This is a genomic window from Exiguobacterium sp. KKT215, assembly GCF_055635335.1.
Map to the genome: position 1 here is coordinate 1,604,230 of NZ_CM145756.1, position 23,188 is coordinate 1,627,417.

Sequence of the window (23,188 nt, forward strand, 5' to 3'; positions counted from 1 at the left end):
CCTTTTTAGTCGGGCAATTTTTCGAGCCATTGCTCGATTTTTTCAGTGATGACATCATGATGGTCCTGTTCGGCCAAGTCGTCGTATAGCGTACCGAGCTCGAGTGCCGTCCGTTTCGACAACGCTAACACATGACTGTACTTGCCACGCTGCTCTTTGACGGCCGAGAGCGTCCCTCTCGTCTCCGTCGTACTCGATTCGTCTAAAATGAACATCTCCATATGATCGTTACAGGCGTAACGGTCGTAAGGACGATAGATGACCTCGTATCGTCGATGCTGTTTCGGCAATTGTTCGGCGAGCATGGTGTACTTCTCCGGGCTCATCGTCACGTAAGCGAGCCGTTTTTCTTCCCGGACCGCCGTCGAATAACGGATGATTCGATTGCGACCGTCACGCTTCGCCTTGTAGAGCGCCTCGTCGGCGTAAGCGCACCACTCCCCGAGTGTCATCCCGGTCTGACAGACGCGCGTATAGCCGATGGACACCGTCACGTGATGCTCGTATGTAAACGTCATCTCTTCGATTCGGCTGCGGACCCGTTCGAGCACCGCATCGACGACGTGGCGCTCGGACACGTTCAAGATGATGAGGAACTCTTCCCCGCCGTAACGAATCAACTCGTCACTCGAGCGAATCGCCAAACGAACCTCCTCGGCGACGCGATGCAGCACCTCGTCCCCATACGCATGACCAAACGTATCGTTCAACTGCTTGAAATGGTCGATGTCGAGCAGCGCGAGGGTGAAGCTTTCACCGGACCGCTCTAGACGGGACATGAAGCGACTGAACGTCGCTTTCAAATATTTACGGTTGAAGGCGCCTGTCAATTCGTCGACGAGCAGCGCATTCGAGACGAGCCGTGCCTTCTCGATATGATGTCCGAGCCGCACGAGCCGCTCTTCCATCGGGATCCATTCTTCCCAATAGTCATCGAACCCATACGAGTAGGCGGCGAGTCGATAATGTTCATTCGTTCCGATCACAATGAGCGGGACGTACAGCTTCTTCATCTTGCTGACGAACGATTGGATTGCCCGCTCCGGGAAGCGTGCCCACAGTTCGACGTCCATGATGATCGCCTTCGGCACATCTTCATAATCGTATTCGACGGCTTCTTCTAACGTCTGTAAAAAGACAGGACGCGCCCCGAGCTTTTCCACCCGCGGCTTATAACGGCTGAACGTCGCAAAGTTGTTCGACAAAATCAAGACGAGGTCCTCGTCTTCTTGCTCGATGCCGAGGATCGTATGGATATATCGTTTCACCGGGGCAATCAATGCCATCGCTTCTGCTTGCGTCAGGACGGCCGGCAACTCACGCACGTCAGATTCGACACGACTGAAGATTTCAAGCAAGTGCATGAACCGTCGCTGTTTCACTTCTTGTTTCATCCAATCCAATAAAAACTCGATGTCTGTTGTTTGAATCTGTCTCGCGCTCGTGATTTGCGCCAAAATCTTATGTATACGATCTGTGAGTTGCTGCTTCATTCCCGACCCCCCAGTTTCGTTCTCCCGATATTCGCTTCTGACTATGATTATGCGACTTCATCCACGAAAATACAACTATTTACTTATTTTTTTCCTATTGTTTTACAGAAAGTTAGTGCTTACGACCTAATAGACAATAATTAAAGAGCGGTCATGGACCGCCCTTCCCTTATTTACCAACTTTTAGGTTAGGAGATGTCATCTCTTCCGGACGAATCCATTGATCGAACTGCTCTTCCGTCAATAGTGCAGTCTCGAGCGCCGCTTCCTTCAACGACGTCCCATTTTTATGGGCGAGCTTCGCGATTTTGGCTGCGTTCTCGTACCCGATATGTGGGTTGAGTGCCGTCACGAGCATGAGCGACCGTTCCACGTTGTGTGCGATGACGTCCAAATCTGGTTCGATGCCGACGGCGCAATGCACGTCGAACGAATGTAGACTGTCCGTCAACAGGCGGCACGTCTGGAGGAAGTTGTACATGATGACAGGCTTGAACACGTTTAACTCGAAGTTTCCTTGGCTCGCCCCGAATCCGATTGTCGCATCATTACCGAGCACTTGAGCCGCGACCATCGTCAACGCCTCGCTCTGCGTCGGGTTGACTTTACCTGGCATGATCGAGCTACCCGGTTCGTTTTCCGGAATCAAAATCTCGCCGATACCGGCACGCGGACCAGAAGCGAGCCAACGGACGTCATTGGCGATCTTCATCGCGTCCATGGCGAGTGCTTTCAAGGCACCATGTGTGAACACGAGCTGATCGTGGCTCGTGAGCGCATGGAACTTGTTGACGGCCGTGATGAACTGTTTGCCGGTCTCTTGCGAGATTTTCTCGGCCACGACTTCGCCGAACTGCGGATGGGCGTTGATGCCCGTCCCGACTGCCGTTCCGCCGAGAGCGAGCTCTGTCAACGGTTCGAGCGTACCCTCAATCATCTGTTTCGACAGCTCGAGCATACGGACCCAACCGCTAATCTCTTGACCGAGCGTAACCGGCGTCGCGTCTTGCAAGTGCGTCCGACCGATCTTCACGATGTCCATGAATGACTCGGCTTTCTTCGCGAGCGTCGCGTGGAGCGCCTCGATTGACGGCAACACATGGTCCTCGACTGCTAAGATGGCCGCAATGTGCATCGCCGTCGGATACGTGTCGTTCGAGCTTTGCGACTTGTTGACGTCGTCATTCGGATGAATCGTAAGCGTCTGACCACGCTCCTTTAACTTATCGTTCGCCAAGTGGGCGATGACTTCGTTGACGTTCATGTTCGACTGTGTCCCTGAACCCGTCTGCCAGACGACGAGTGGAAACTCGGCGTCATGTTGCCCAGCGACGATCTCATCGGCGACTTCGGCGATGACGTCGGCTTTCGCTTGCTCCAACACACCGAGCTCAGCGTTGGCAAGTGCGGCACCTTTTTTCAAAATCGCGAAGGCATGCACGACCTCAAGCGGCATTTTTTCCGTCCCGATTTTAAAGTTCTCTAGACTGCGCTGTGTTTGGGCTCCCCATTTGGCTGAAGCCGGAACGTTGATTTCCCCCATCGTGTCCCGTTCGATCCGATATTCCATGAAAATTCCCCCTCTTTTTTTGACTACGCTTTCATTTTAGCGAAACTTTTGCAAAAAAGAAATCATTCCCCTGCAATTGACAAAAAGTCGGGCCCACGCCCGACTTTTAGCCTGTCATCAATGCCCGTTTCGCCACGTCGTGAGCCCGGTTCTCTGCTCGCGGAATCCATTTGATGAACTTATTCGGCAATTCGTCATACAGCGTTAGCGCCTTGACGAACAACGGACGCATCGATGGGTCTTTGAAGAAGCGCTGTTCAAGCGCCCGTACGACCGTCTCGGCGTCTGAATAGAACATAAATGTCAATTCGCCCGTCAGTTCGTGTGCTTGTTCGAGGGCGAACGCGAGCGCGGCGAGCTCCGCCTGAACGCTGGTCAACCCGACGCGTTTGGCGATATACGTGGACACCGTGCCGTCGGTCGTCTTGATCCAGACGCCAAGACCGTTCTCACCCGCCTCCTGGTTCGTCGCCGCATCAAAATAAATGTGAACCAAAGCGATACGCCTCCCAATCGGTCTCAATCGGTGCATGAATATCGATGAGCGAGAGACGTTTCGACAAGAGCGCCACTTCTTCTTGCCCGTCGAGTTTCTTCGCAAACTTCTGATGCGCCTCTTGAAGCGCTTCTTGTCTCACGATGTCGTATAGCGTTTCGACCGTGTCATATGACTGGACAAGAATGGTCGCTGTCTTCGGTCCGATGCCGCGGATACCGGGAATATTATCTGAGGCGTCGCCTTGGAGCGCCTTCACATCGACGAACTGCTCTGGTCGGACGCCGTACGTCGCAACGAACACTTCCCGATTCATGATCATCTCTTCCCCTTTTTTCGGAACGATTTGAAACACGTTCGGGGAAAGCAACTGATGCAAATCGCGGTCTGACGAATACATATACGATTCGCCCGGGAACGCGGTCGCGACGGCCCCAATCAAGTCATCGGCTTCGTACCCGGCGAGCTCAGACTGAAAAATCCCGCGCTCGGTCAACGCTGCCCGCAACTTGACGTAATCGTGGAACAACGGTTCCGGTAAGCCGGTGCGAGTCGCTTTATAGTCCGGAAAGAGGGCGTAACGATGCGTCGTTTCGCGTGGTCCGTCCCAAAAGAAGGCGATATGCGTGAAGTCGTTCGTCCACCCGTCAACTTTTCGAAGTAACCCCTTCAACGTCACATCGGGGTCGAGAGCCCGACGACGCTCTGTGGCAAAATAATAACGTGACAGGAGGTTAAACCCGTCGACCAACATCAATTTCATCATGCATTCACCTCACAAGCTTGTAATCCGCGCGTGAGCGCGTCCCGGTCGAGATTCTTTCCAATCCAGACGAAGACGGAACGCGAGTCGTCGCTCGATTCGTTCGCGAACGTCGCCCCCATCAGTTGATTCGTCGCTTGGACGACGAATTTTGATGTTTCTCCGTCTAAACGGACAATCGCCTTCAAGCGATAGACATCATCTTCATAGTGCATGAGCACTTCTCGGACGTATTGAGTGACGCGTTCCCGTTTGAGCGGCACGTCCGTCGTGAGCGTGATGGCCCGAAGTGATGAGACCGAGGAGTGCCCGGCCGTCAGTTGCCCGAGGAGTTGTTCGTCGATTCGTGAGAGCTGGAACGTATTCTCCGTCAAGTCATAGTCGCCGACCGTCTGAACCGTCTCGATGACTCGAACGGTCGGATTCAGCGCATTAATCCGCTCATGCGCCTGTTCGAGCGCATCCGCATCGACGAGGTCGACTTTATTCAACAAAATTACGTCCGCATAGGCGATTTGATGAATTCCTTCAATAAATAGCTCACGGTCCAGTTGACTGGCATCGACGACCGTCAAAATCGCCGTCAACTTGAAGCGCGTGCGCAAGTAGTCGTCATAATAAATCGTCTGAATGATCGGTGCCGGGTCGGCCACACCGGTCGTCTCGATGACGATGCGGTCGAACGTATCCTTTGATGCGAGCTGATAGAACGTCTTGCTTAAATCGCTTTGAATCGAACAACAGATGCAACCGTTCGACAACTCGATCTGCTCTTGGTCCATCTTGACAATCAACTGTTCGTCGATATTCACCGACCCGAGCTCGTTGACGATGACGAGCAGCCGCTCGTCCGTCGCTTCTAGCAAGCGATTCATATAGGTCGTTTTTCCGGCGCCTAAAAAACCGGTCACCAATTGCACGGGAATCATGTACTGCACCTCACCTTATAAATTTTCGTGAACTCGCGCCCATTTCTCATAGCGCGCATCCAGCAAGTCAATCAAATGAAGCATCCACGCTTCTGTCGTGACCGGTAACACGCTCGAGCCCCACTCGCGCTTGCCGTGGTGGGATAAAATCATATGCCAAATCCGATGATGGGCGTCGAGCGACAACGTGACGCTTGCGGCCTGTTGACTCTTCTCGAACAACAGTCCGCCGTACGGCATATGTCCGATCAAGCTTCCCATCGGATTGATCGAGATGCCGGTCGTCTCACTCGTACCGTTAACCGAGAACAGTTGCTCGAACCGTTTCGGGGACGACAGCAAGTGACTGTACTCGAACAACTTGCCGATATCATGGAATAAAATCCCGAGCGCGAGTTCGTCCCAACGGAGCGGCTCCTTCAATTCTGCGATGGCCTCGCAGGCCGCATAGAGCGACTCGAACGTGCCCCGGAACGCCTGTTCAACTTTTACACCGTTCATCGTATTCCATACGTCTACTTTGTGCAACTGCTCGGCTTCTTTTATGACCCGAAACGCCATCGCCAAATGGTCGTCCTGTTCTTGGATGCGATAACCGAGTCGAAGCATACAGACCGTGTGCTTCAAGAGGCCGCCGACATAGTTATGATGATGATACAGTGCAGCCGGTGCGAGAACGAAATCGTCCCAATAGCGGTCGAGTAGCGACATCGCGATTGCTTGATAGTCAGGCGAGAGCGTCGACAGAATCGCGAACAGCTCGTCGGCGTATTGATCCATCGTCTCGTCTCCAGGAAGACCTGGCAACAATGAGACGGCCTCGTCCCGGGCAATCGGTTTGGCCCGGTCGATTGTGATTGACTTGGCGCCGTCCGGTTTCGGATAGACATCGATTTTCCCTTCAAGCTCGATCACACCAGACTCGTAAATCGGTAACAGCTGCTCTTCGTTGCCACGCAACCATTGCTTGGCACGGATGAGTCCGCTCGATGTCGTCAAATTCAGTTGCAGCCATTTGGCACCCGATTTGCCTTCTCTCACTTCGACTGTACTGACGAGCGCTTTCGTCTGGACCGGTGTCCCGTCCGTAAGGTCAGTCAATCGCGTCGACGCTTTTTCGACGGTCGGGAGTTGGAACCGCGTCCGGTCGAAGCCGCTCCCCGTGATCGGATCAATCTGTTGGTAATAATTCATATACAATCCCCTCCTTCTTCTCTTTGCCCATTGTATCGTGTTTTCCACTTCGAGGCGAACATACTTTCGTTATAGGTCATGAAGTTTCCTAAATTATATTGAAAGCGCTTACTAGAATTGATACGATAAAGATAGCTAGATAAAGGGGGAACTCACATGATTTCATTGGTAGATACGTACGAACGATTGATCGCAACAGGGGAAGCGACACGTTACGCCACTACGCATTCAACAATCGCCAGCATTTTACAGGCATCGACTTGCCCGGTCTCACATCACGAACTCGTCGCGGCGGTCTCAGGACATGCCGGCAACCCATATACGCCGGACCAGCTCGTCGACTCCGTCATCGAGCATGAGATGAAAGGCGCGATGGCCGTCCTCGTCGTTGCCGGCTATCCGATTCAAACACCGCTCGCCAAGGCCGTCGTCTTATCGGCGTTCGCCCGGACGAACCGGATGAATATCGAGAAGCTGAAAGAACTTGGCCATGCCGACCTACTCGTGCGCATCCAGTCGGCCGAACGGTCATGGAAACGAACGTATACACACTTATACCGCTCGGCACCGAGTCAGCTCTGTGACCAACTCGACTCACTCCTCGGCGGTTGTGCCGTCCATCGTGTGCTCGAAGCCATCGATTTCGATTCGAACGTAAAAACGGCATAAAAAAAGAGCGGTCCCCGGGCCGCTCTTTCTTTATGCCGTTCATTAGCCTTCTGTCACTTCGACCGCTTCCGGTTCGAACAATGTGACGTTCCGGGCTGGTGAGAACGTTGAAATCGCATGTTTATAAATCAACTGTTGGCGCCCTTCCGATTCGACGATGACCGTGAAGTTGTCAAACGATTTAATGACTCCCCGAATTTGAAACCCGCTGACTAAAAACACGGTCGTCGGCACCATTTCTTTACGTAATTGATTCAAAAAATGGTCTTGAATGTTATAGCTAGCCTTCATGTTGCATTCCCCCTAGTCTATGTCTCTTTGAAATAATCGGAATTTTCGAAAAAACTCCTCAACTTCATCATAAATATTTTGATACGATAGTTCAAATGATTTTCGTCCCATATCGACCCAAATCCCATTAAATTGATGACGGAACCATGTCAATTGACGTTTTGCGAACTTGCGCGTGTGCTGTTTGAGCGTCTCGCTCATCTGTTCTCGGGTCATCAATCCATCAAGATACGGAACGACTTCCTTGTAACCGATGGCGCGCATCGCTTGCGTGTCCCGGTAACCAGCCGCGAGCAAGCGCTCGACTTCCTCGATGAGGCCCGCTTCGAGCATCAAGTCGACACGATGGTTGATGCGCGAGTAGAGCACGTCCCGGTCCGCATGCAAGATGAACAGTTTATAGGCGTAATGTTCCGACGGGAGGCTGTCCATCGCCTGGGCGTCGCCTTGGAGGGCGACTTCAAGGGCCCGGATGACGCGGCGGACGTTATTCGGATGAATGCTCTCGGCCCGTTTTGGATCGAGCGATTGCAGACGCGCATGCAGCGCCTCAGGTCCATCCGTCTCAGCTTCTAACTCGAGCGCTTCACGCAATTCGTGATTGACCGGTCGCTCCGTGAATTCATAGTCATATAAAATCGAACGGATGTAGAGACCCGTCCCGCCGACTAGAATCGGCAATTTCCCGCGCGCATAAATGTCATCGATCGCCGCCCGGGCCAACGTTTGGAATCTGGCGACGCTCATCGGCTCGTCCGGGTCACATATATCAATCAAATGGTGCGGAATCCCTTCCGCCTCCTCGACCGTCACTTTCGCCGAGCCGATATCCATCCCGCGGTACACTTGGACCGAATCGCCCGATACGATTTCCCCATTGAACGCTTTGGCGAGCTCAATCCCTGTCTTCGTCTTCCCGACAGCGGTCGGTCCGACGAGGACGATGACTGGTGTTTGTTCCATCCTTGTCACTCCTCAAACGAAAGACCGTCCCTGAAAGGAAACGGTCCGTTAAATTCTTCTTTTAATTGTATCATCAAACACGACCGCAAACAGCATCCATCCGCATAATAATAGTCCCATCAGTAAAATTAAGCCATCACTCATCCGAGGTCGCCTCCTTTTATGTACCTCATTCCCACTTTTCACATTTTAGACACAAATGAATGCGCAAAAAAAACGACGCTCCCAAAGGAGCATCGTTCATTGTGTCACTTCTACTAAACGGCGCTGGCGCCACATCGTCAATCCAAAATAAAGGATCGCGGTGCCGCTCGCTGCCCACCACATGACGCTATAGAGCGGCGTCATCAAGTTGGCAAGACCGAACAGTGCCGGAATAATCAAGGTCAACCAGGCGAGCACGAATGCGACCCGAGCCGTCAACCCATCAATCTGGCGCCCGAGACCCATTCCCACAAAGAACAGTCCCCACAAGAGCGACCAGAACAACCACGTGACCGCTCCCATCGTATCGCCCGCCGTGAATGCGATTACCGCGTAAAAGACGGCTGACATCGAGACGAAGAGCGAGAACCATCCGACGCCACGGCCGTCTAAATCGAACAAGAACGTCACGCCGACGTACAAGTACGTGAACGCGAACAAATAGATGCTGGCATACCCGAACATCTCGGCCGAACTCGCCCCGACGACGAGCCACGTCGCGATGAATGTCTGCAATAGTCCAGTGAAGAGACTAAACACACCCGCACTCTTGACGTCCACTTTTCCTAACAAAACGAGGCTGTTGATGAACAGTGCCACGCCTCCAAATAATAAACTGATATTCCCCACACTCATTGCTCCTTCATACAGATGTCTGACGTCTAATTTTATCTACGTCCACTGTAACGTGAATTCGCTTTCAGTGCAAGTGGAGAAATAGCCGTTCACGGACTAGACAAACGTCACTCGTTTTCGAGCTTCGCAATCGCCTCGTCGATACGCTCCTGTTCGTCTTCGGTAAACGTCGGAAACTGGGGATCGATTCCCTCTAACACGTCAATCATGACCGTCGAGACGATATAACGAGCGTACCAGTCGTCATCTGCTGGAAGGACATACCACGGGGAAAGTTCTGTCGCCGTGTTCGATAACATGTCCTCAAAGATGGCTTGATAATCGTCCCAATGTTTTCGTTCCTCGACGTCGCTGAACGAGAACTCCCAATTCTTGCTTGGGTCTTTCAGTCGTTCGAGCAAGCGGTCCCGTTGGACTTCTTTCGATACGTTAAAAAAGAACTTGATGACCGCAAATCCATTCTCGTTTAAATATTGCTCGAAATCGTTGATTTGACGATAGCGCACCTTCCAGACTGACTCTTTGTCCTCATTGTCGGGGATGGCCTCTTCTCCAAGCATGTCATGGACGCGCGGAGCAATCACTTCCTCATAGTGGGAGCGATTCAAGATGCCGACCTGCCCGCGCTCCGGCATCAGGTCATGCATCCGCCAGAGGTAGTCATGTTTCTTTTCCGTATCCGACGGCTTCTGGAATGCGTTCGTCTTCAACCCTTGCGCGTTCAAGTTCGAGAAGATGTAACTGATCGCCTCATCTTTGCCACCGGCATCGAGCGCCTGTAAGACGACGACGACACCTTTCTTGGCTTCGGCGTATAGTTTCCAATGTAACTCTTTCAACCGGGCGACACTCTCAGGAATCAACTCGTTTTGCAACGTGTCATCCGATGGTCTGTCCTTGATCGTAGTCGGGTAATCGTCGAGACGAATCCCGTTTTTATGGTCAATGCGAAACGTTTGAATATCCATAGCCCCTCCTTGATTGCGACAAAATTTACGTACAATCCGTATTTACCCGATTCTTTCAAAAAATAGCGATAAAAAATCCTTTCCGCCGAAACGGAAAGGATGCATGAATGGACTCGCCTTAGTAGATTCCGACCGCGTCGAACGATTTCGCCGCCGCGACCGCTTGTGTACTCGTTGAACCGTACAAGTCTTTAGCTGACTGTACGACTGCTTGACGTAGGCTCGAGAAGTTCGATGTCGGTGTCAAGTAGACGGTGAGTGCACGGTAGTATACATCCCCCATTTGCTTGACGCCGATGCCTTGAACCGATACGCCGTAGTGTGAGCCACCGCTCGCGAACAAGTAGGCCGCCTTGTTGACGATACCTGAGTTGATGTGGACGCCACCGTTATCTTGCGTCCCTGTGTAGCGGACCGAGTAGTGGTCCGGGTCACCATTAGCCGCTGGGTTCGACATCGAACGGAGACCGTCCCCGGCGATACCCGGCGTATAGATGTCTTCCCCGACCAACCAGTCGAATTTTGAGCCGACGCTGTACTCCGCGACCGTACCGAAGATATCAGAGATCGCCTCGTTGATCGCTCCTGATTCGTTCTGATAGATCAAACCGGCCGTGTACTCTGTGACCGCATGTGACAATTCGTGAGCGACGACGTCAAGTGCGCCTGAGAGGTATGTGAACGTTTGGCCGTCCCCGTCACCGTATACCATCTTGCTACCATCCCAGAACGCGTTGTTGTAGCTGCGGCTATAGTGGACCGTCGAGTTGAGAGCCGCACCGTTATTGTCATAGCTGTTACGACCGTACGTGTTCTTGAAGAAGTCATACGTCTTCGTCGCGTTGACATGGGCGCTGACCGCGGCCCGGTCGTACGTCGTGTTCAAGACGTTATCGACATCGGCCCATAGTGATCCAGGAAGTGTCGTCCGGTTTTTGGCATCGTACGTATAGATCCCTTTGCCACGTGTCGAGTCTTGGAGATAGTAGTATGAGCCGCTCTTCGTCGTCTTGAACGTTTGACTTTGACCAAGGACGTCGATTCCCGTTCCCGTATACGTCGTACCTGTGACACCATTCGTCGGTTTGGCGTGCGCCAATTGGTTGTATTTGTTCAATACGTTCCCGCTTGCCGCATCGATGAAGTACGTCCAACGTGACGGCTCATCCGCGTCAAGAATCGTCCCGGTCACTTCATACGCGTAGACTGCCTCTTCCCCGTTTGGATAGACGACGAGTTCCGCTGCTGGCTCAAGCTCGTATGCGCCTTTGTGGCCGACAAGCTCTTTATAACGAGCGACCGCTTTTTGTTCGTTCAGCTTGATCGACTTATGTAGTCCTTTGAGTTGTTTCGTGTCATCGACGACCGTTTTCAATTGGCCATCGTTATCGACGACACCGACGACGATTCCGCCGAAGACTGGTACCCCGTCCACCGTCTGTTGTAATTTGACGACTTGTCCGACTTTGTCACGCTTTGATTCGAGCGTTTTGAATTCGCCTTTCGCTTTCGCATACTCTTTGACGATTGTCGTCGGAGCCTCGTTTGATGGTTTCGTCAACGTGCCCGACTTGAGCTCCGCTGCGCCGACAAGTTGCGGCACGAGCAATACGCCTGCGATGAGTGATGTAGATAAAACTTTTTTCATGTGTGTTTCCCTCCTTATGTGGTGTCTCCTACTTTACATAGTTTCCCACATTTAATGTATCCAACTATCTAATTATTTTGACAATTCGAATTATTAAGACATTTGTCCTACTTCTTCGTCTTCTCTAGTCATTTCAGCCATGACAAAAAAAGCGTCACCGGGAACGGTGACGCTAGTCATCAATAGACATCTTTTTGAGTGAAATGATAAAACGCATATGCGAGAGCGGCGAGCGACCAGACAAATATGACGATGAGCGAGAACGGTAATGTCATCCCCTCGATCGGTGGGGCTTGCCCCTCGAGATAGGTATGAAGACCGAAGTTGACGTTCACCAAATATTTCGAGCTGTCCCAATTCGACCCGAGCGACGTGAGGAGCGGTCCTGAAATGAGGACGGCCATCATAATCCCAATCCCAGTCGCCGTATTTTTGACGATGACCGAGATCATGAGGGCAATCGTCCCGACGGCCGCGACAACGAACCAGGATAGTCCGACCGACATGAGCAAATATTGCCACATCGGCAGCGTATGGACGAAGTCGGTCGAGAACGTACCGGTCGCCGAGGCTTGGAATCCTGTCAAAATCGGGGCGGTCCAACCGTCCCAACCGAGCACGATGCCGGAGATGGCATAACTGACGAGTGCGGTGATAAAGATGAGAATCGACGTATATAAGAGCGTCGTCATCCATTTGGCGAGCAAAATCTTGAAGCGTCGGACCGGACGGGACAACAGCGTCTTAATCGTGCCGTCATTGTGCTCACCGCTGACGATATCCGCCATCAAGACGATGATAAATAGCGGCAACACGAGCGTCGTCCCTTGCGAGAAGAAGACACGCATGAACGTCGGCGCACCCGGGTAGTTCGGATTAATGTCATTATCTAAGTAGTATTGATTCTGTTGGACCTGGAACTCTAGAATTTGACGGAACTCGTCCTGAACGTTCGCCGAGGCGAGCCGGTTTTGCGTATCGACGATCTCTTGCTGTAAATCGACACGCCAGTCGATCGTTCCTTGTTCTTCGCGCTGCTTCTCGATTTGCCGGTAGTTGGCGTACGTGAACATCGAGACGAGCACGATGAGAATGATCGACACGACGAGAAGCCGACGTTTCTTATGAATTTTTAAGACTTCGTTTCGAATGAGGCCAAGGATTGACGGATTAGACAATATGGTCACCCCCAGTCAATGAGATAAACAATTCTTCGAGCGTCTGGACGCGTCGTTCCAAACCGAACACGTCAACCCCGCGGTCGAGCAAATAACGGTTCAAGCGGGCCGTGTCCTCTAAGTTCATCGAGACCCGAATCGTCCGTTCATCGACGACGTCGGCCTGGTCGATTGATTCGAATCCACGGATAATCGGCAAGACTTCGAAACTGTCGGCCACATGGACATCGACCGTCGACGCCAACTCATGAATCAGCTCCTCGACCGTCCCGACTTTGACAATTTTCCCGCGCGACATGATGGCGACACGGTCGGCGAGCAGTTCGATTTCAGCCAAGATGTGGCTAGAGACGAGGACGCTCAAGCCCGTTTCTTCGACGAGACGGCGGATGAAGAGTCGAAGGTCACGAATCCCCATTGGGTCGAGCCCGTTCGTCGGCTCATCGAGAATCAAGACGCGTGGATTGTTCAACATGGCCTGGGCGATACCGAGCCGTTGCCGCATCCCGAGCGAGTAGGTCTTCACTTTGTCATCGATTCGTGCCGTCAAGTCGACGAGGTCAATCACTTCTTGAATGCGGGCCTCATCGACACCGGGTAACATCCGGGCGAAGGCGTTTAAGTTCTCACGCCCGCTCATGAACTTGTACAGTTCGGGGTTCTCGACGATAGCGCCGATTTGATTCATCGCCTGCACGAATTGACGTTCGACGCTGAACCCACAAATTGAGACAGTCCCGTTCGTCGGTTTAATCAATCCGACGATCATCCGGATCGTCGTCGTCTTCCCGGCCCCGTTCGGACCTAAGAACCCAAACACTTCTCCGGGGAAAACATCGAACGAGATGTCATCGATGATCGTTTTCTTACCGATTACTTTTGTCAAATGGTCTATTTTCAATGTTGGTTGCATCATCTCACCTCATCTACATTCTATCGGACTCGACCGCATCTGTCCTATTCGAACATTCACATAGGGCAGGTTCAAACTTATTTGATATGATAGTTCTATAGAAAGTGAGGTCATCACATGAAAAATGGGAAATGGTATACGTTTTTAATCGGTTCTGTCTTCTTGACGGGCATCGCCCTTTACGGGTTATGGATCGGTTATCAAGATATCGTCAATCCGCCGGAACGGACACTCTCGGTCAGCGAAGACGCGAGACCCGAACCGGTCGGTGACGTCTACGTCGCACTTGGAGATTCATTGACACGCGGCGTCGGCTCGACTTCGGGTGCTGGATATGTCCAACCGGTTGGTGAAGCGCTCGAAGAAGATGATATCCGCACGCAGAACCTGGCCGTCTCTGGTGCCCGAACGGAAGACCTATTGGCGCAGCTCGAGCAACCCGAAGTCAGACGCACGATTGAGAACGCCCGCTATATCACGCTCACGATTGGCGGCAATGACTTGTTCAATCGCGGCGAGAACGTCGACAATTTCGAATCGGTCGATATCGAGCAAGTCGTGACCGATGCAAAGACGAACTTGAATGAGATTTTCGAACAAGTCCGCGGGTTGAACGATACGGCGCAAATCGTCTATATCGCACTCTATAACCCGTTCCAAGCGAACGAGAACGGCGAGGCGTTCAACCAATTGATTCTCGATTGGAACGCCTCGGCCGCCACGTACGGCAACGCGCAACGCATCGATGTGATCGATCCATTCGCTTACGTCTCTGACGTCGGCCGTGACCTCGCGACCGACCAGTTTCATCCGAGCGACCGGACGTATGACAAGTTAGCCGAGGACGTGCTGTTCATCCTCGAGTAAGCAACATGGCCTGATCGCGACGATCAGGCCATGTTTTCATCGTTCATATTTGACGAGCCAACGATTCCCGTCGCGTGTCATCGTCGTCCCGAACCAGCCCGCCTTCAATAGAGCAACTTGTTGCTCCGTCTCGCCCATGTCGAGCCAAGTCGTGTCACCCGCCGATTTCCAATCGCTGTGCAGTTCCTTCATAAAAATGTAGCGCAACTTGCCGCCGTATTTAGGTTTGAGAGCACCGATACGAAGGCCGAGCGCGAACTTGTCCTTCAGACTAGGGATATTGAACGGCGCCACGGTCGCGCATACGAGGTTGAACCGACTGTCCTGTTCAAGCTCTTTCATAAGGAGCTTGCCGAGATGCTGTTGCAGTCCGTAACCGCGATAGTCCGGGTGGACGTTCGTCACTTCTTGATACAAGATGCGGTCGAGCGCATCAGACGGATAACCGATATCGTATCCGAGATGCTCATCGTCGAGCGGCGGGATGAGCAATGCGCGGAACGCGATTAACGTTCCCTCATGATACGCCCCAATCAAGGTACGGTCGGTCAACAGCTTCACGAACTCCTCGGTCGTGAGCGATTGATACTGACTCCCTTCCGTCAACGTGTCGATGACGGCCTGCTGCACCGCCTCGATGTGTCCGAGCTCTGTCATCGTCAAATAGTTGACCTCGATGTCGAGGCCGTTACACTCACTGCGCCACATGGTCGACCCCTCCGATGACATACGTCGCCGTCGTCAGCCGTGACAAGACGGCCTCATCGACGTCGACACCGAGACCTGGCTCATCGGACAGACGGATGAACGGCAAGTCGTACATCAAGTTGCCGATATCTTCAGCGAACCGAAGTGGCCCTGTCAATTCGACCGATTGGACGATTTTACTCGAGAAAGCGACATGGAAACCTGCGCTCGAGGCGACCGACGATTCGACCATCGACCCGATTTGACACTCGATGCCCGACATTTCGGCCATATGGACGAGCTTTTTCGCCGGGTAGATGCCGCCACACTTCATCAATTTGATATTCACTTTGTGGGCGGCCTGCATCATCGTCAACCGACGCATCTCAGGGATGCCGCGTACGCCCTCGTCAATCATGAGCGGCACCGAAATCTTGCCTTTCACTTCGACCATGCCTTCAAAGTCATCGGCCTTGACCGGTTGTTCGACCCAATCGATTCGGAATGGCTCGAGCTGCTTCATCGCTTGAAGTGTCTTGGCGGCATTGACCCAGCCTTGATTGACGTCGACCCGAATCGGCACGTCTGGACCGACGGCACGCCGGACCGCCTCAACACGGCGTACGTCCGAGGCGACATCGACGCCGACTTTCATCTTGACGGCCGTATAGCCTTGTTCGATTTGTTCCCGAGCCTCGGCCGCCATCGCCTCCGGCTCCCCGATACTGAGGACGTGTGTGACCGGAAAGGCATCGTGATACCGGCCGCCGAGCAAATCATATACCGGAAGACCGAGCTTTTTACCGACGACGTCATGACAGGCGATATCGAGCGCCGCTTTCGCCGCCGGAACGTCACGGATGGCCCGATCCATCACGTCGTGAATCCGTTCCATCTGCATCGGGTTTTCGCCGATCAAGAGCGGTCCGAGTACATGTCGAATCACACTGATCGTACTATAGAGCGACTCGCCCGTGACGTGTTCATCGGCCACGGCCTCGCCATAGCCGACGTGGCCACATTCGGTCGTCAATTTCACAATCACTGACGGCATGTCGTCATACCGATGATAGCTGACGATAAATGGGACCTTTAACGGCAATCGAATCGCAAACAGTTCAATCTTCTCTATTCTCATATCCATTCTCCTTTACTTCTTCTAAGTCATTAGTTATATTGTCGTTAAATAGTCGTTAAATTGCAAGGAGGAGTTCTCATGTCCATCCATATCGCCATCGTCGGTTCGCACGAGTTCGTAGCGATGATTCGCTCGCTCGGTTCACCTGAGGATGTCCGGTTCGCCTATCATCCGTATGACCATCCACACGAGGCGGCGACCATCGCCCAAACGCTCGGCTCGTTCGACGGCGTCTTTTTTTCCGGTTCGTTCCCGTTCACCTATGCGACCCCTCATCTCAACCACGTGGCGGCACATCACGTCGTCCAAGACGAGACTGTGCTCTTGACGACGTTACTCTATGCGACGCTCACCCACTCCGTGTCGCTCGATCAAGTATCCATCGACTTGGTCGACCCGGAACGGCTGTCGTCGATTCTCGACTCGTTCCCGAACGAACGGGTCGCCCCCGCCGCGATGCGAATCCATCCCGAGCTCGCCTTCGAGGATGTCACCGCCTTTCATACCAGCCATCAAGCCGGACATGCTAAATTGGCCATCACGAGCATCGAGCGCGTGCATCATGAGCTCGTTCGTGCTGGCTTCAACAGTCAACTGATGATTGAGCCGACAACGACCGTCAAGCGACATCTCGACCAGTTGATTCAACAAGTGCGGCAACAGTTGGCCGATGCCGCCCAATTCGCCATCATCCGCTATGAAACGGACGATCCGACGTTGCTTGAACATCTTGCCTCGGTCCGGTATTTGGGTGGACATCTCGAATCGAAGCAGGAGCGACACATCACGATCTTGACGACCAAAGGTGAAGTGAGGAACGCTTTCGATGAAGATACGCTCGCACCGAACGGGTCATACCGCATCGGAATCGGCTACGGGCCGGACTATCAACTAGCGTACGAACATGCCGACATCGCCTTGTCTGCCGCGAGTGACGAACGCATCCGCATCGTCGATGATTCGAAACGATTATCGTTCCCTACCCGTGACGCGCACATCCCGTACCGGGTGACGGAACAACTCGCCTTCGACTTCATCAAACAAGCCGGGGTCAGCCCCGTCAATATCGGGAAGATTTTACAGTTCGCCAAACGCAAGCACGAGTTCACGGCAAAAGAGTTGACCGACTATCTCGACGTGACGCGACGGACGACGGAACGGCTCATCAAAAAACTTCATGACGCCGGGATTGTCGATGTAATCGGCGAAGAAATGAGTTATGGTCAAGGCCGGCCCCGTGCCGTCTATAAATTCAATTTCCCGACCTCATGAGGCCGGGAAATTTTTCATTGCGCCGCTTGTCGTTCGATTGGTGGTTCTGCACTCAACACAGCAATCCGTTCAATCGTGAACCCTGTGAATGCATAGATGATTGAAATGACCGGAACGACAAAGTTTAGAATGGCGTATGGCGCATATTCGAACGCCCCGACGCCGAGTGTCCCGAGAATGAACACGCCGCACGTATTCCAGGGGATGAAGACCGACGTGAGCGTGCCGCCGTCTTCAAGCGCTCGCGACAAGTTTTTCGAATGCAGCCCCATCTTCTCGTAGGCACTGGCGAACATGCGTGACGGCACCACGATTGAGATGTATTGTTCGGAACAAGATGCGTTCGTCGCGAACGCCGCTAAAATCGTCGAAGCGACCATCGATCCGGCCGTCTTCGCCAGCTTGACGATTTGGTTCATAATCGATTGGAGCATGCCCGAGTACTCTAATATCCCTCCGAACGTCATCGCGACAATCGTCATCGAGACGGTATACATCATCGCATCGAGACCACCCCGGCTGAACAAGTTATCGACCAACTCATTGCCGGTCTCGATCACATATCCACTTTGGAGCGCGCCGACACTATCTGAGAGCGAGCCACCCTGGACGATGACTTGCGCCAAAAAGCCAAGGGCGATGCCGACGACGAGTGCTGGAATGGCCGGCACTTTTTTCGCGACGAGCGCGATGACGGCCAGCGGGATCACTAACAACCATGGTGAGATGACGAAACTGTCTTGCAAAATATCAAGCGTCTGGACGATTTCCGACGAATCCGTCGTCGTCTCGCTGAAGCGGCGGCCGAGCCACCAATACGCGCCAAGCGCAATGATAAGGCCCGGGATAGTCGTATAGAGCATGTGACGGATATGGACGAATAGGTCCGTATGCGTCAAACCGGCCGCCAAATTCGTCGTATCCGACAGCGGCGACATCTTGTCCCCAAAATAAGCGCCAGAAATGACGGCTCCGGCGACCATCGGTGCTGGTATCCCCATACTTAGCCCGATGCCCATCCCGGCGACGCCGATCGTCCCCATCGTCGACCATGAACTGCCGATGGAGAGCGCGACGACCGCACAGATGATACAAATCGTCACGAGGAAATAGGCCGGTGAGATAATCGTCAACCCATAATAAATCATCGTCGCGACGACGCCTCCCCCAATCCACGCCCCAATCGTCAAGCCGACCAAAATGATGATGACGACCGCCGGCAAAGCGAGTCGAATCCCTTTGTACATCATCTCTTCAATTTCTTTCCACTTATAGCCGTGTCGCCAGGCGACGAGTGCCGCCACCGCAGTCCCGATGATGAGCGGGATGTGTGGGCCTTGTTTTAATTGGACGATTGCTACGAGCATGACCCCGATCATGACAAGTAGCGGCAATACTGCCCAGCGAAGCTTCATGTCTACCTTGTTCCCCTGTTGTTCCATGTGTCTTCCTCCCCGATAGCGAAAGATTCTGAATTGTCGTTATATTGTCGCTAATAAGATGATGATAACGCTTACATTCGAGGAAGGCAATAAAAAAATGAACGGAAGCGCAATCGCCTCGTTCATTTCGTCAATCATGTAGCGTGTACGGCCCGTCGCAACGTATCGGCGAGCAGGGCGGCCGCTTCCGGTAATACGTCACGATCGAACGTCATCTGTGGATGGTGAAGCCCTGGCGTCAAGTTGGCCCCGATTCCAATCATCGTCGCATCAAGTCCCGGCTGTTCGACCGTATAAAAATGAAAATCATCGCTACCTGACGTGATGATGCGATCGACGAGCGCATCATCCCCGAACCGCTGACTAATCGCTTCAGCCGCATGTCGGCTCGAACGCTCGCCAATCAAGGCGCCTGGTGTGAAATCTTGCCACTCCCAGTCGATCGTCACTCCATGTAGGACTGCAATCTGGTGCAACATCGTCTCGACGCGGTCGCGCAGCTCAAGCAGTTCCTTGTTCTGTTGGGCCCGGACGTCAATCGAGAATGTCGCATTGCCCGGAATGATGTTCAAATTCTCACTCCCAGCTTGTACACCCGTCAGTTTGACCGAATGCGGCTCAAACGGTGACAAATAGATACTCTTAAGCATCTGTTGAATCGTGAAGATGACGTCTAACGCGTTCTGACCTTGATGCGGCCGCGCGCCATGAGCATCGTCCCCGCTAATCCTGCCTTTCAAGAAGAACGCGGCCCCGTGTTGAATCGCAGCCGCATATTTACCGCGTTGCAGTTCCTCGAGCGGACGCAAATGAATGCCGTACAGCTGACTAACGTCTTTTAACGCCCCGTGTCGAATCATCGCGAGCGACCCGTTCCCTTGTTCTTCGGCCGGTTGGAAAATAAACCGGACCCGTTTCGGCAAGTGTTCGTGTCGCAACTCATCAAGTGCACCGAGCACCATGCTGATATTCGCATCGTGGCCGCAAGAGTGGTTGGCTTGGAACGTTCCGTCGACTTGTTGCCAAAGGGCGTCGATATCGGCCCGGACAGCGATGACATCATCTCCTTCACCAATCTCGGCGATGACGCCGGTGACGTCGGCAAACGTTTCGTGACGGACTTGCCATGACGCCAAGATGTCGGCAATCGTCTTCGTCGTCTCGAATTCTTTCCAGCTCACTTCGGGATGGGCATGAAAATGCTCAAACCAGTTCAATACGTTCGTCGTCATGATCAATCCCCCATATTATGTACTTATATTTTTTTGACCCCTTGAATCAATACCCATTGCAACGGCAATCGGGCCCACGTCACCCATTTCGGAAGCGGCATCTTACCGAGTTTCGATGGTTTGAGTGCCATATTGATATTGGCCGGGAAGACGGCAATCAAAAATGCGGGTAAGGTGCTCTTCACGAACCGTGTCCCCTTGTTCGTGAGCAACAGCGCGCCATAGACGACTTCGATGACCCCGCTCGCCTGAACCATGAACCGTTTGAACGGCCATGATTTCGGAATGATCGACATGAACGCCCGTTCTTGAACGAAGTGCATGATGCCGGCTCCTAAAAATAAAACCCCGTATAGTGTGCGAATCAATGGAATCCCCTCCTTTTTTCTAAGCATAACAAAAAAGATGGGCTACGTGCCCATCTTTACAATGCATCCCCATTCGCATTTTGAATCTCGACATCGACCGTCTCGGTCTTGCCGTCACGAACGTATTCGATTGTGACCGTTCCGTCCGTATCGCGAATCAATTCACTCCGAAGGTCGATGAACGACGAGACGGCTTGATCATTGATTTTCACGATGACGTCGCGCGCTTCAAGTCCGGCCCGTGCGGCCGAGCTGTTCGCTTGCACTTCCACGACGATTGTACCGGCTGTCACCGACTCCGGCAAGTTGATTTGCTCGGTCAAGTACCCTGGTGGGAACTCAGACACGTCTCGGAGCGACACACCAAGCGACGGATGATTCACTTCGCCCGTCTGCTCGATTTGATTGATGAGCGGCAAAGCGATATCGACTGGAATCGAGAAGCCGACCCCTTCCACCGAATCGGTCGCAATTTTCATCGAGTTGATTCCGATCAATTGGCCCGATTCGTTAATCAAGGCACCACCGGAGTTACCCGGGTTGATGGCAGCATCCGTCTGGATGACCTCGGCATTGAAATCGGCTTGTCCGTTCTCATCCGTATCGACCGGCACGAGACGGGACGTCGACGAGACGACCCCGCGCGTCACCGAGTTCTCAAACTGGCCAAGCGGATTGCCGATCGCTATGACAGTCTGTCCAGGCTTCAGTTCACTCGACTTCCCGATCGTGATGACGGATGAGACTTTGTCCGCATCGACTTCGAGCACCGCCAAGTCGTACGTGGCGTCACTGCCCATCAACTTGGCGTCCGCTGTCGATCCGTCATTGAATGTCACAGTCAAACGGTCAGCACCGTTGACGACGTGATGGTTCGTGACGATGTAAGCCGAGTCACCGTCTTTCTTATAGATGACACCCGAGCCGACACCAGCTTCGACCGATTCATTCGATAATCCGTTCGAAGCGAAATTGTTTACCGTCACGACGGCAGGTTGTGCGGTCGCGACCGCATCGGTGACCGAGCTGTCCGCCGTCGTCGATGTCGTCTGGACCGGTGACCCTTCCGACGTCACGTTCGTATCAGACACGTTCGTTGGGACTTGATCGATGAACGGGAAGGCGATGGCCCCAGTCAAGACAGCACCGATTACCCCACCGACAAACCCAGGGAACATCCGACCGACGAATGAAGGTCGGGCCGGTTGTGTTGCGCGCGACGGCTCTTGTCGTTGTTCGGACGAGCCAAGCTCGGTGTCGAGCCAATCCTCGCGGCGATTTGGTTCATTTGATTCTGTTGGACGATCGTTGCGTTCCATGTGTAATCATCTCCTATATGATGTTTCCTCTTTTGTTCTACCCTTAGTATAAGAGGCATAGTCATCGTTGTGCGGAAATGAGACATCGATTACAAGATTCTTCACAATTTGCGTCAATTGGGTCAGACGATAACGTTTTTTAACGTCCCGAGTCCCGTGATGCTCACTTCGATTGTGTCCCCGGATTGGAGATAGACGGGCGGTTTCATCCCATGGCCGACCCCCGCCGGCGTACCGGTGGCGATGATGTCACCAGCTTCTAGCGTCATCCCTTTCGACAACGTCCGAATCAACTCTTCAATTGGACGAATCATGTCTGCTGTCGACCCGTTTTGGCGTGTCTCACCGTTCACGACCGTTTGAATCGCAAGTGGAAACGAGAGCTCATCCGGTGTGACGATATACGGTCCGAGCGGACAGAACGTGTCGAAGGATTTACCGCGGAAAAATTGGACGTGCTGTTTTTGAACGTCCCGGGCCGTGATATCGTTCAGAATCGTATATCCGAAAATATGGGCGTCGACGTCGTCGATGTCCCGTCCTGATTTCCCGATAATGACGGCGAGCTCGCCTTCGTAATCGAGTTGGTCGGTCAGTTCAGGATGACGTTCGACGACAGCCCCTGGTCCAACGACCGAAGTCGGTGCTTTCGTGAAGATGACGAGTTTGCCGGCTCCCGCCGTATCCATCTCTTTCACATGCTCTTCATAGTTCTTGCCGATACAGATCACGTTTTTGAGTGGTCGGTATGGCGCGACGAGCGTGACGTCGGTCAATGCGGTCCGAGGTGCGACGTCCAAATCGACATCCGGTTCAAACTCTCGCGCGATGACCTCTAACAATGAAGTCGTATGTAATTGGTCACTGACGTCATAGACAAACTCCCCTGCCACGACACCGACCCTTTGTTCTCCTTCAACTTGAAAACTACACCATTTCATCAAAATT

Annotated in this window: 23 protein-coding genes; 3 read left to right on the forward strand and 20 right to left on the reverse strand. The window is 53.0% G+C overall.

The features are described 5' to 3' along the window. Positions 1-5 precede the first annotated feature (5 nt). The 6 genes from ACZ2GZ_RS08340 to ACZ2GZ_RS08365 form a co-directional block, all read right to left on the reverse strand. Complete coding sequence (locus ACZ2GZ_RS08340) at positions 6-1,493, reverse strand: GGDEF domain-containing protein (protein ID WP_029595586.1); 1,488 nt, start codon at positions 1,491-1,493, stop codon at positions 6-8. Between the two features lie 169 nt (positions 1,494-1,662). Beyond that, a complete protein-coding gene (fumC, locus tag ACZ2GZ_RS08345) occupies positions 1,663-3,063 on the reverse strand; it encodes a class II fumarate hydratase (RefSeq protein ID WP_214713699.1) in 1,401 nt (466 codons plus the stop codon). 106 nt (positions 3,064-3,169) lie between these two features. Continuing rightward, a complete protein-coding gene (locus tag ACZ2GZ_RS08350; RefSeq protein ID WP_214713701.1) occupies positions 3,170-3,559 on the reverse strand; it encodes a reverse transcriptase-like protein in 390 nt (129 codons plus the stop codon). Continuing rightward, positions 3,540-4,325: a 5'-3' exonuclease gene (locus ACZ2GZ_RS08355; RefSeq protein ID WP_251135211.1), complete on the reverse strand. Its 786-nt coding sequence runs from the start codon at positions 4,323-4,325 to the stop codon at positions 3,540-3,542. The genes ACZ2GZ_RS08350 and ACZ2GZ_RS08355 overlap by 20 nt, the downstream gene beginning before the upstream one ends. After that, positions 4,322-5,251, reverse strand: a complete 930-nt coding sequence (locus tag ACZ2GZ_RS08360) for a CobW family GTP-binding protein (RefSeq protein ID WP_214713702.1) — start codon at positions 5,249-5,251, stop codon at positions 4,322-4,324. Before ACZ2GZ_RS08360 ends, ACZ2GZ_RS08355 begins: the two co-directional genes overlap by 4 nt. Before the next feature lie 15 nt (positions 5,252-5,266). Continuing rightward, a complete protein-coding gene (locus ACZ2GZ_RS08365) occupies positions 5,267-6,445 on the reverse strand; it encodes a DNA-binding protein (RefSeq protein WP_029595589.1) in 1,179 nt (392 codons plus the stop codon). A 156-nt stretch (positions 6,446-6,601) separates the two neighbouring features. On the opposite strand from ACZ2GZ_RS08365, the gene ACZ2GZ_RS08370 reads away from it, so the two are divergent. Continuing rightward, positions 6,602-7,114, forward strand: a complete 513-nt coding sequence (locus ACZ2GZ_RS08370) for a hypothetical protein (protein WP_029595590.1) — start codon at positions 6,602-6,604, stop codon at positions 7,112-7,114. A 42-nt stretch (positions 7,115-7,156) separates the two neighbouring features. On the opposite strand, the gene hfq is transcribed toward ACZ2GZ_RS08370, so the two are convergent. The 7 genes from hfq to ACZ2GZ_RS08405 form a co-directional block, all read right to left on the reverse strand. After that, positions 7,157-7,405 (reverse strand): RNA chaperone Hfq, encoded by a 249-nt coding sequence (gene hfq, locus ACZ2GZ_RS08375; protein WP_021067304.1) that lies wholly within the window; start codon positions 7,403-7,405, stop codon positions 7,157-7,159. Positions 7,406-7,417: 12 nt separating this feature from the next. Beyond that, positions 7,418-8,368 (reverse strand): tRNA (adenosine(37)-N6)-dimethylallyltransferase MiaA, encoded by a 951-nt coding sequence (gene miaA, locus ACZ2GZ_RS08380; protein WP_214713704.1) that lies wholly within the window; start codon positions 8,366-8,368, stop codon positions 7,418-7,420. 240 nt (positions 8,369-8,608) lie between these two features. Further along, positions 8,609-9,202 (reverse strand): AmiS/UreI family transporter, encoded by a 594-nt coding sequence (locus ACZ2GZ_RS08385; RefSeq protein ID WP_029595592.1) that lies wholly within the window; start codon positions 9,200-9,202, stop codon positions 8,609-8,611. Positions 9,203-9,315: 113 nt separating this feature from the next. Then, positions 9,316-10,176 carry a PPK2 family polyphosphate kinase gene (locus tag ACZ2GZ_RS08390; protein ID WP_214713707.1) on the reverse strand — a complete coding sequence of 287 codons (861 nt, stop codon included), beginning with the start codon at positions 10,174-10,176 and terminating at the stop codon, positions 9,316-9,318. A 118-nt stretch (positions 10,177-10,294) separates the two neighbouring features. Further along, positions 10,295-11,824 (reverse strand): M4 family metallopeptidase, encoded by a 1,530-nt coding sequence (locus tag ACZ2GZ_RS08395; protein WP_470295182.1) that lies wholly within the window; start codon positions 11,822-11,824, stop codon positions 10,295-10,297. A gap of 179 nt (positions 11,825-12,003) precedes the next feature. Beyond that, positions 12,004-13,002: an ABC transporter permease gene (locus ACZ2GZ_RS08400; RefSeq protein ID WP_035385675.1), complete on the reverse strand. Its 999-nt coding sequence runs from the start codon at positions 13,000-13,002 to the stop codon at positions 12,004-12,006. Beyond that, complete coding sequence (locus ACZ2GZ_RS08405; RefSeq protein WP_029595596.1) at positions 12,995-13,915, reverse strand: ABC transporter ATP-binding protein; 921 nt, start codon at positions 13,913-13,915, stop codon at positions 12,995-12,997. Before ACZ2GZ_RS08405 ends, ACZ2GZ_RS08400 begins: the two co-directional genes overlap by 8 nt. Before the next feature lie 117 nt (positions 13,916-14,032). Here ACZ2GZ_RS08405 and ACZ2GZ_RS08410 point away from each other — a divergent pair, with 117 nt between their 5' ends. Then, positions 14,033-14,782: a GDSL-type esterase/lipase family protein gene (locus ACZ2GZ_RS08410; protein ID WP_029595597.1), complete on the forward strand. Its 750-nt coding sequence runs from the start codon at positions 14,033-14,035 to the stop codon at positions 14,780-14,782. Positions 14,783-14,818: 36 nt separating this feature from the next. Here ACZ2GZ_RS08410 and ACZ2GZ_RS08415 read toward each other — a convergent pair whose 3' ends face one another. Both ACZ2GZ_RS08415 and ACZ2GZ_RS08420 read right to left on the reverse strand, forming a co-directional pair. Next, positions 14,819-15,490, reverse strand: coding sequence for a GNAT family protein (locus ACZ2GZ_RS08415; protein WP_029595598.1), 672 nt, complete (start codon positions 15,488-15,490; stop codon positions 14,819-14,821). After that, complete coding sequence (locus ACZ2GZ_RS08420; RefSeq protein WP_029595599.1) at positions 15,477-16,607, reverse strand: mandelate racemase/muconate lactonizing enzyme family protein; 1,131 nt, start codon at positions 16,605-16,607, stop codon at positions 15,477-15,479. The genes ACZ2GZ_RS08415 and ACZ2GZ_RS08420 overlap by 14 nt, the downstream gene beginning before the upstream one ends. 78 nt (positions 16,608-16,685) lie before the next feature. Between ACZ2GZ_RS08420 and ACZ2GZ_RS08425 the strand changes: the two genes are divergently transcribed. Further along, entirely contained in the window at positions 16,686-17,879 is a 1,194-nt protein-coding gene (locus ACZ2GZ_RS08425) for an HTH domain-containing protein (RefSeq protein ID WP_029595600.1), read from the forward strand. Positions 17,880-17,893: 14 nt separating this feature from the next. Here ACZ2GZ_RS08425 and nhaC read toward each other — a convergent pair whose 3' ends face one another. From nhaC to ACZ2GZ_RS08450, 5 genes are all read right to left on the reverse strand, one after another. Next, positions 17,894-19,294: a Na+/H+ antiporter NhaC gene (gene nhaC, locus ACZ2GZ_RS08430; RefSeq protein ID WP_214714069.1), complete on the reverse strand. Its 1,401-nt coding sequence runs from the start codon at positions 19,292-19,294 to the stop codon at positions 17,894-17,896. A 161-nt stretch (positions 19,295-19,455) separates the two neighbouring features. After that, a complete protein-coding gene (locus ACZ2GZ_RS08435; RefSeq protein WP_214713709.1) occupies positions 19,456-20,553 on the reverse strand; it encodes an amidohydrolase in 1,098 nt (365 codons plus the stop codon). 23 nt (positions 20,554-20,576) lie between these two features. Continuing rightward, positions 20,577-20,921 (reverse strand): DoxX family protein, encoded by a 345-nt coding sequence (locus ACZ2GZ_RS08440; RefSeq protein WP_201455028.1) that lies wholly within the window; start codon positions 20,919-20,921, stop codon positions 20,577-20,579. 56 nt (positions 20,922-20,977) lie between these two features. Beyond that, positions 20,978-22,240 (reverse strand): S1C family serine protease, encoded by a 1,263-nt coding sequence (locus ACZ2GZ_RS08445; protein ID WP_029595604.1) that lies wholly within the window; start codon positions 22,238-22,240, stop codon positions 20,978-20,980. A 122-nt stretch (positions 22,241-22,362) separates the two neighbouring features. After that, the gene (locus ACZ2GZ_RS08450) at positions 22,363-23,181 is read right to left on the reverse strand and encodes a fumarylacetoacetate hydrolase family protein (protein WP_058763491.1); all 819 of its coding nucleotides are present in this window, start codon (positions 23,179-23,181) and stop codon (positions 22,363-22,365) included. Positions 23,182-23,188 lie beyond the last annotated feature (7 nt).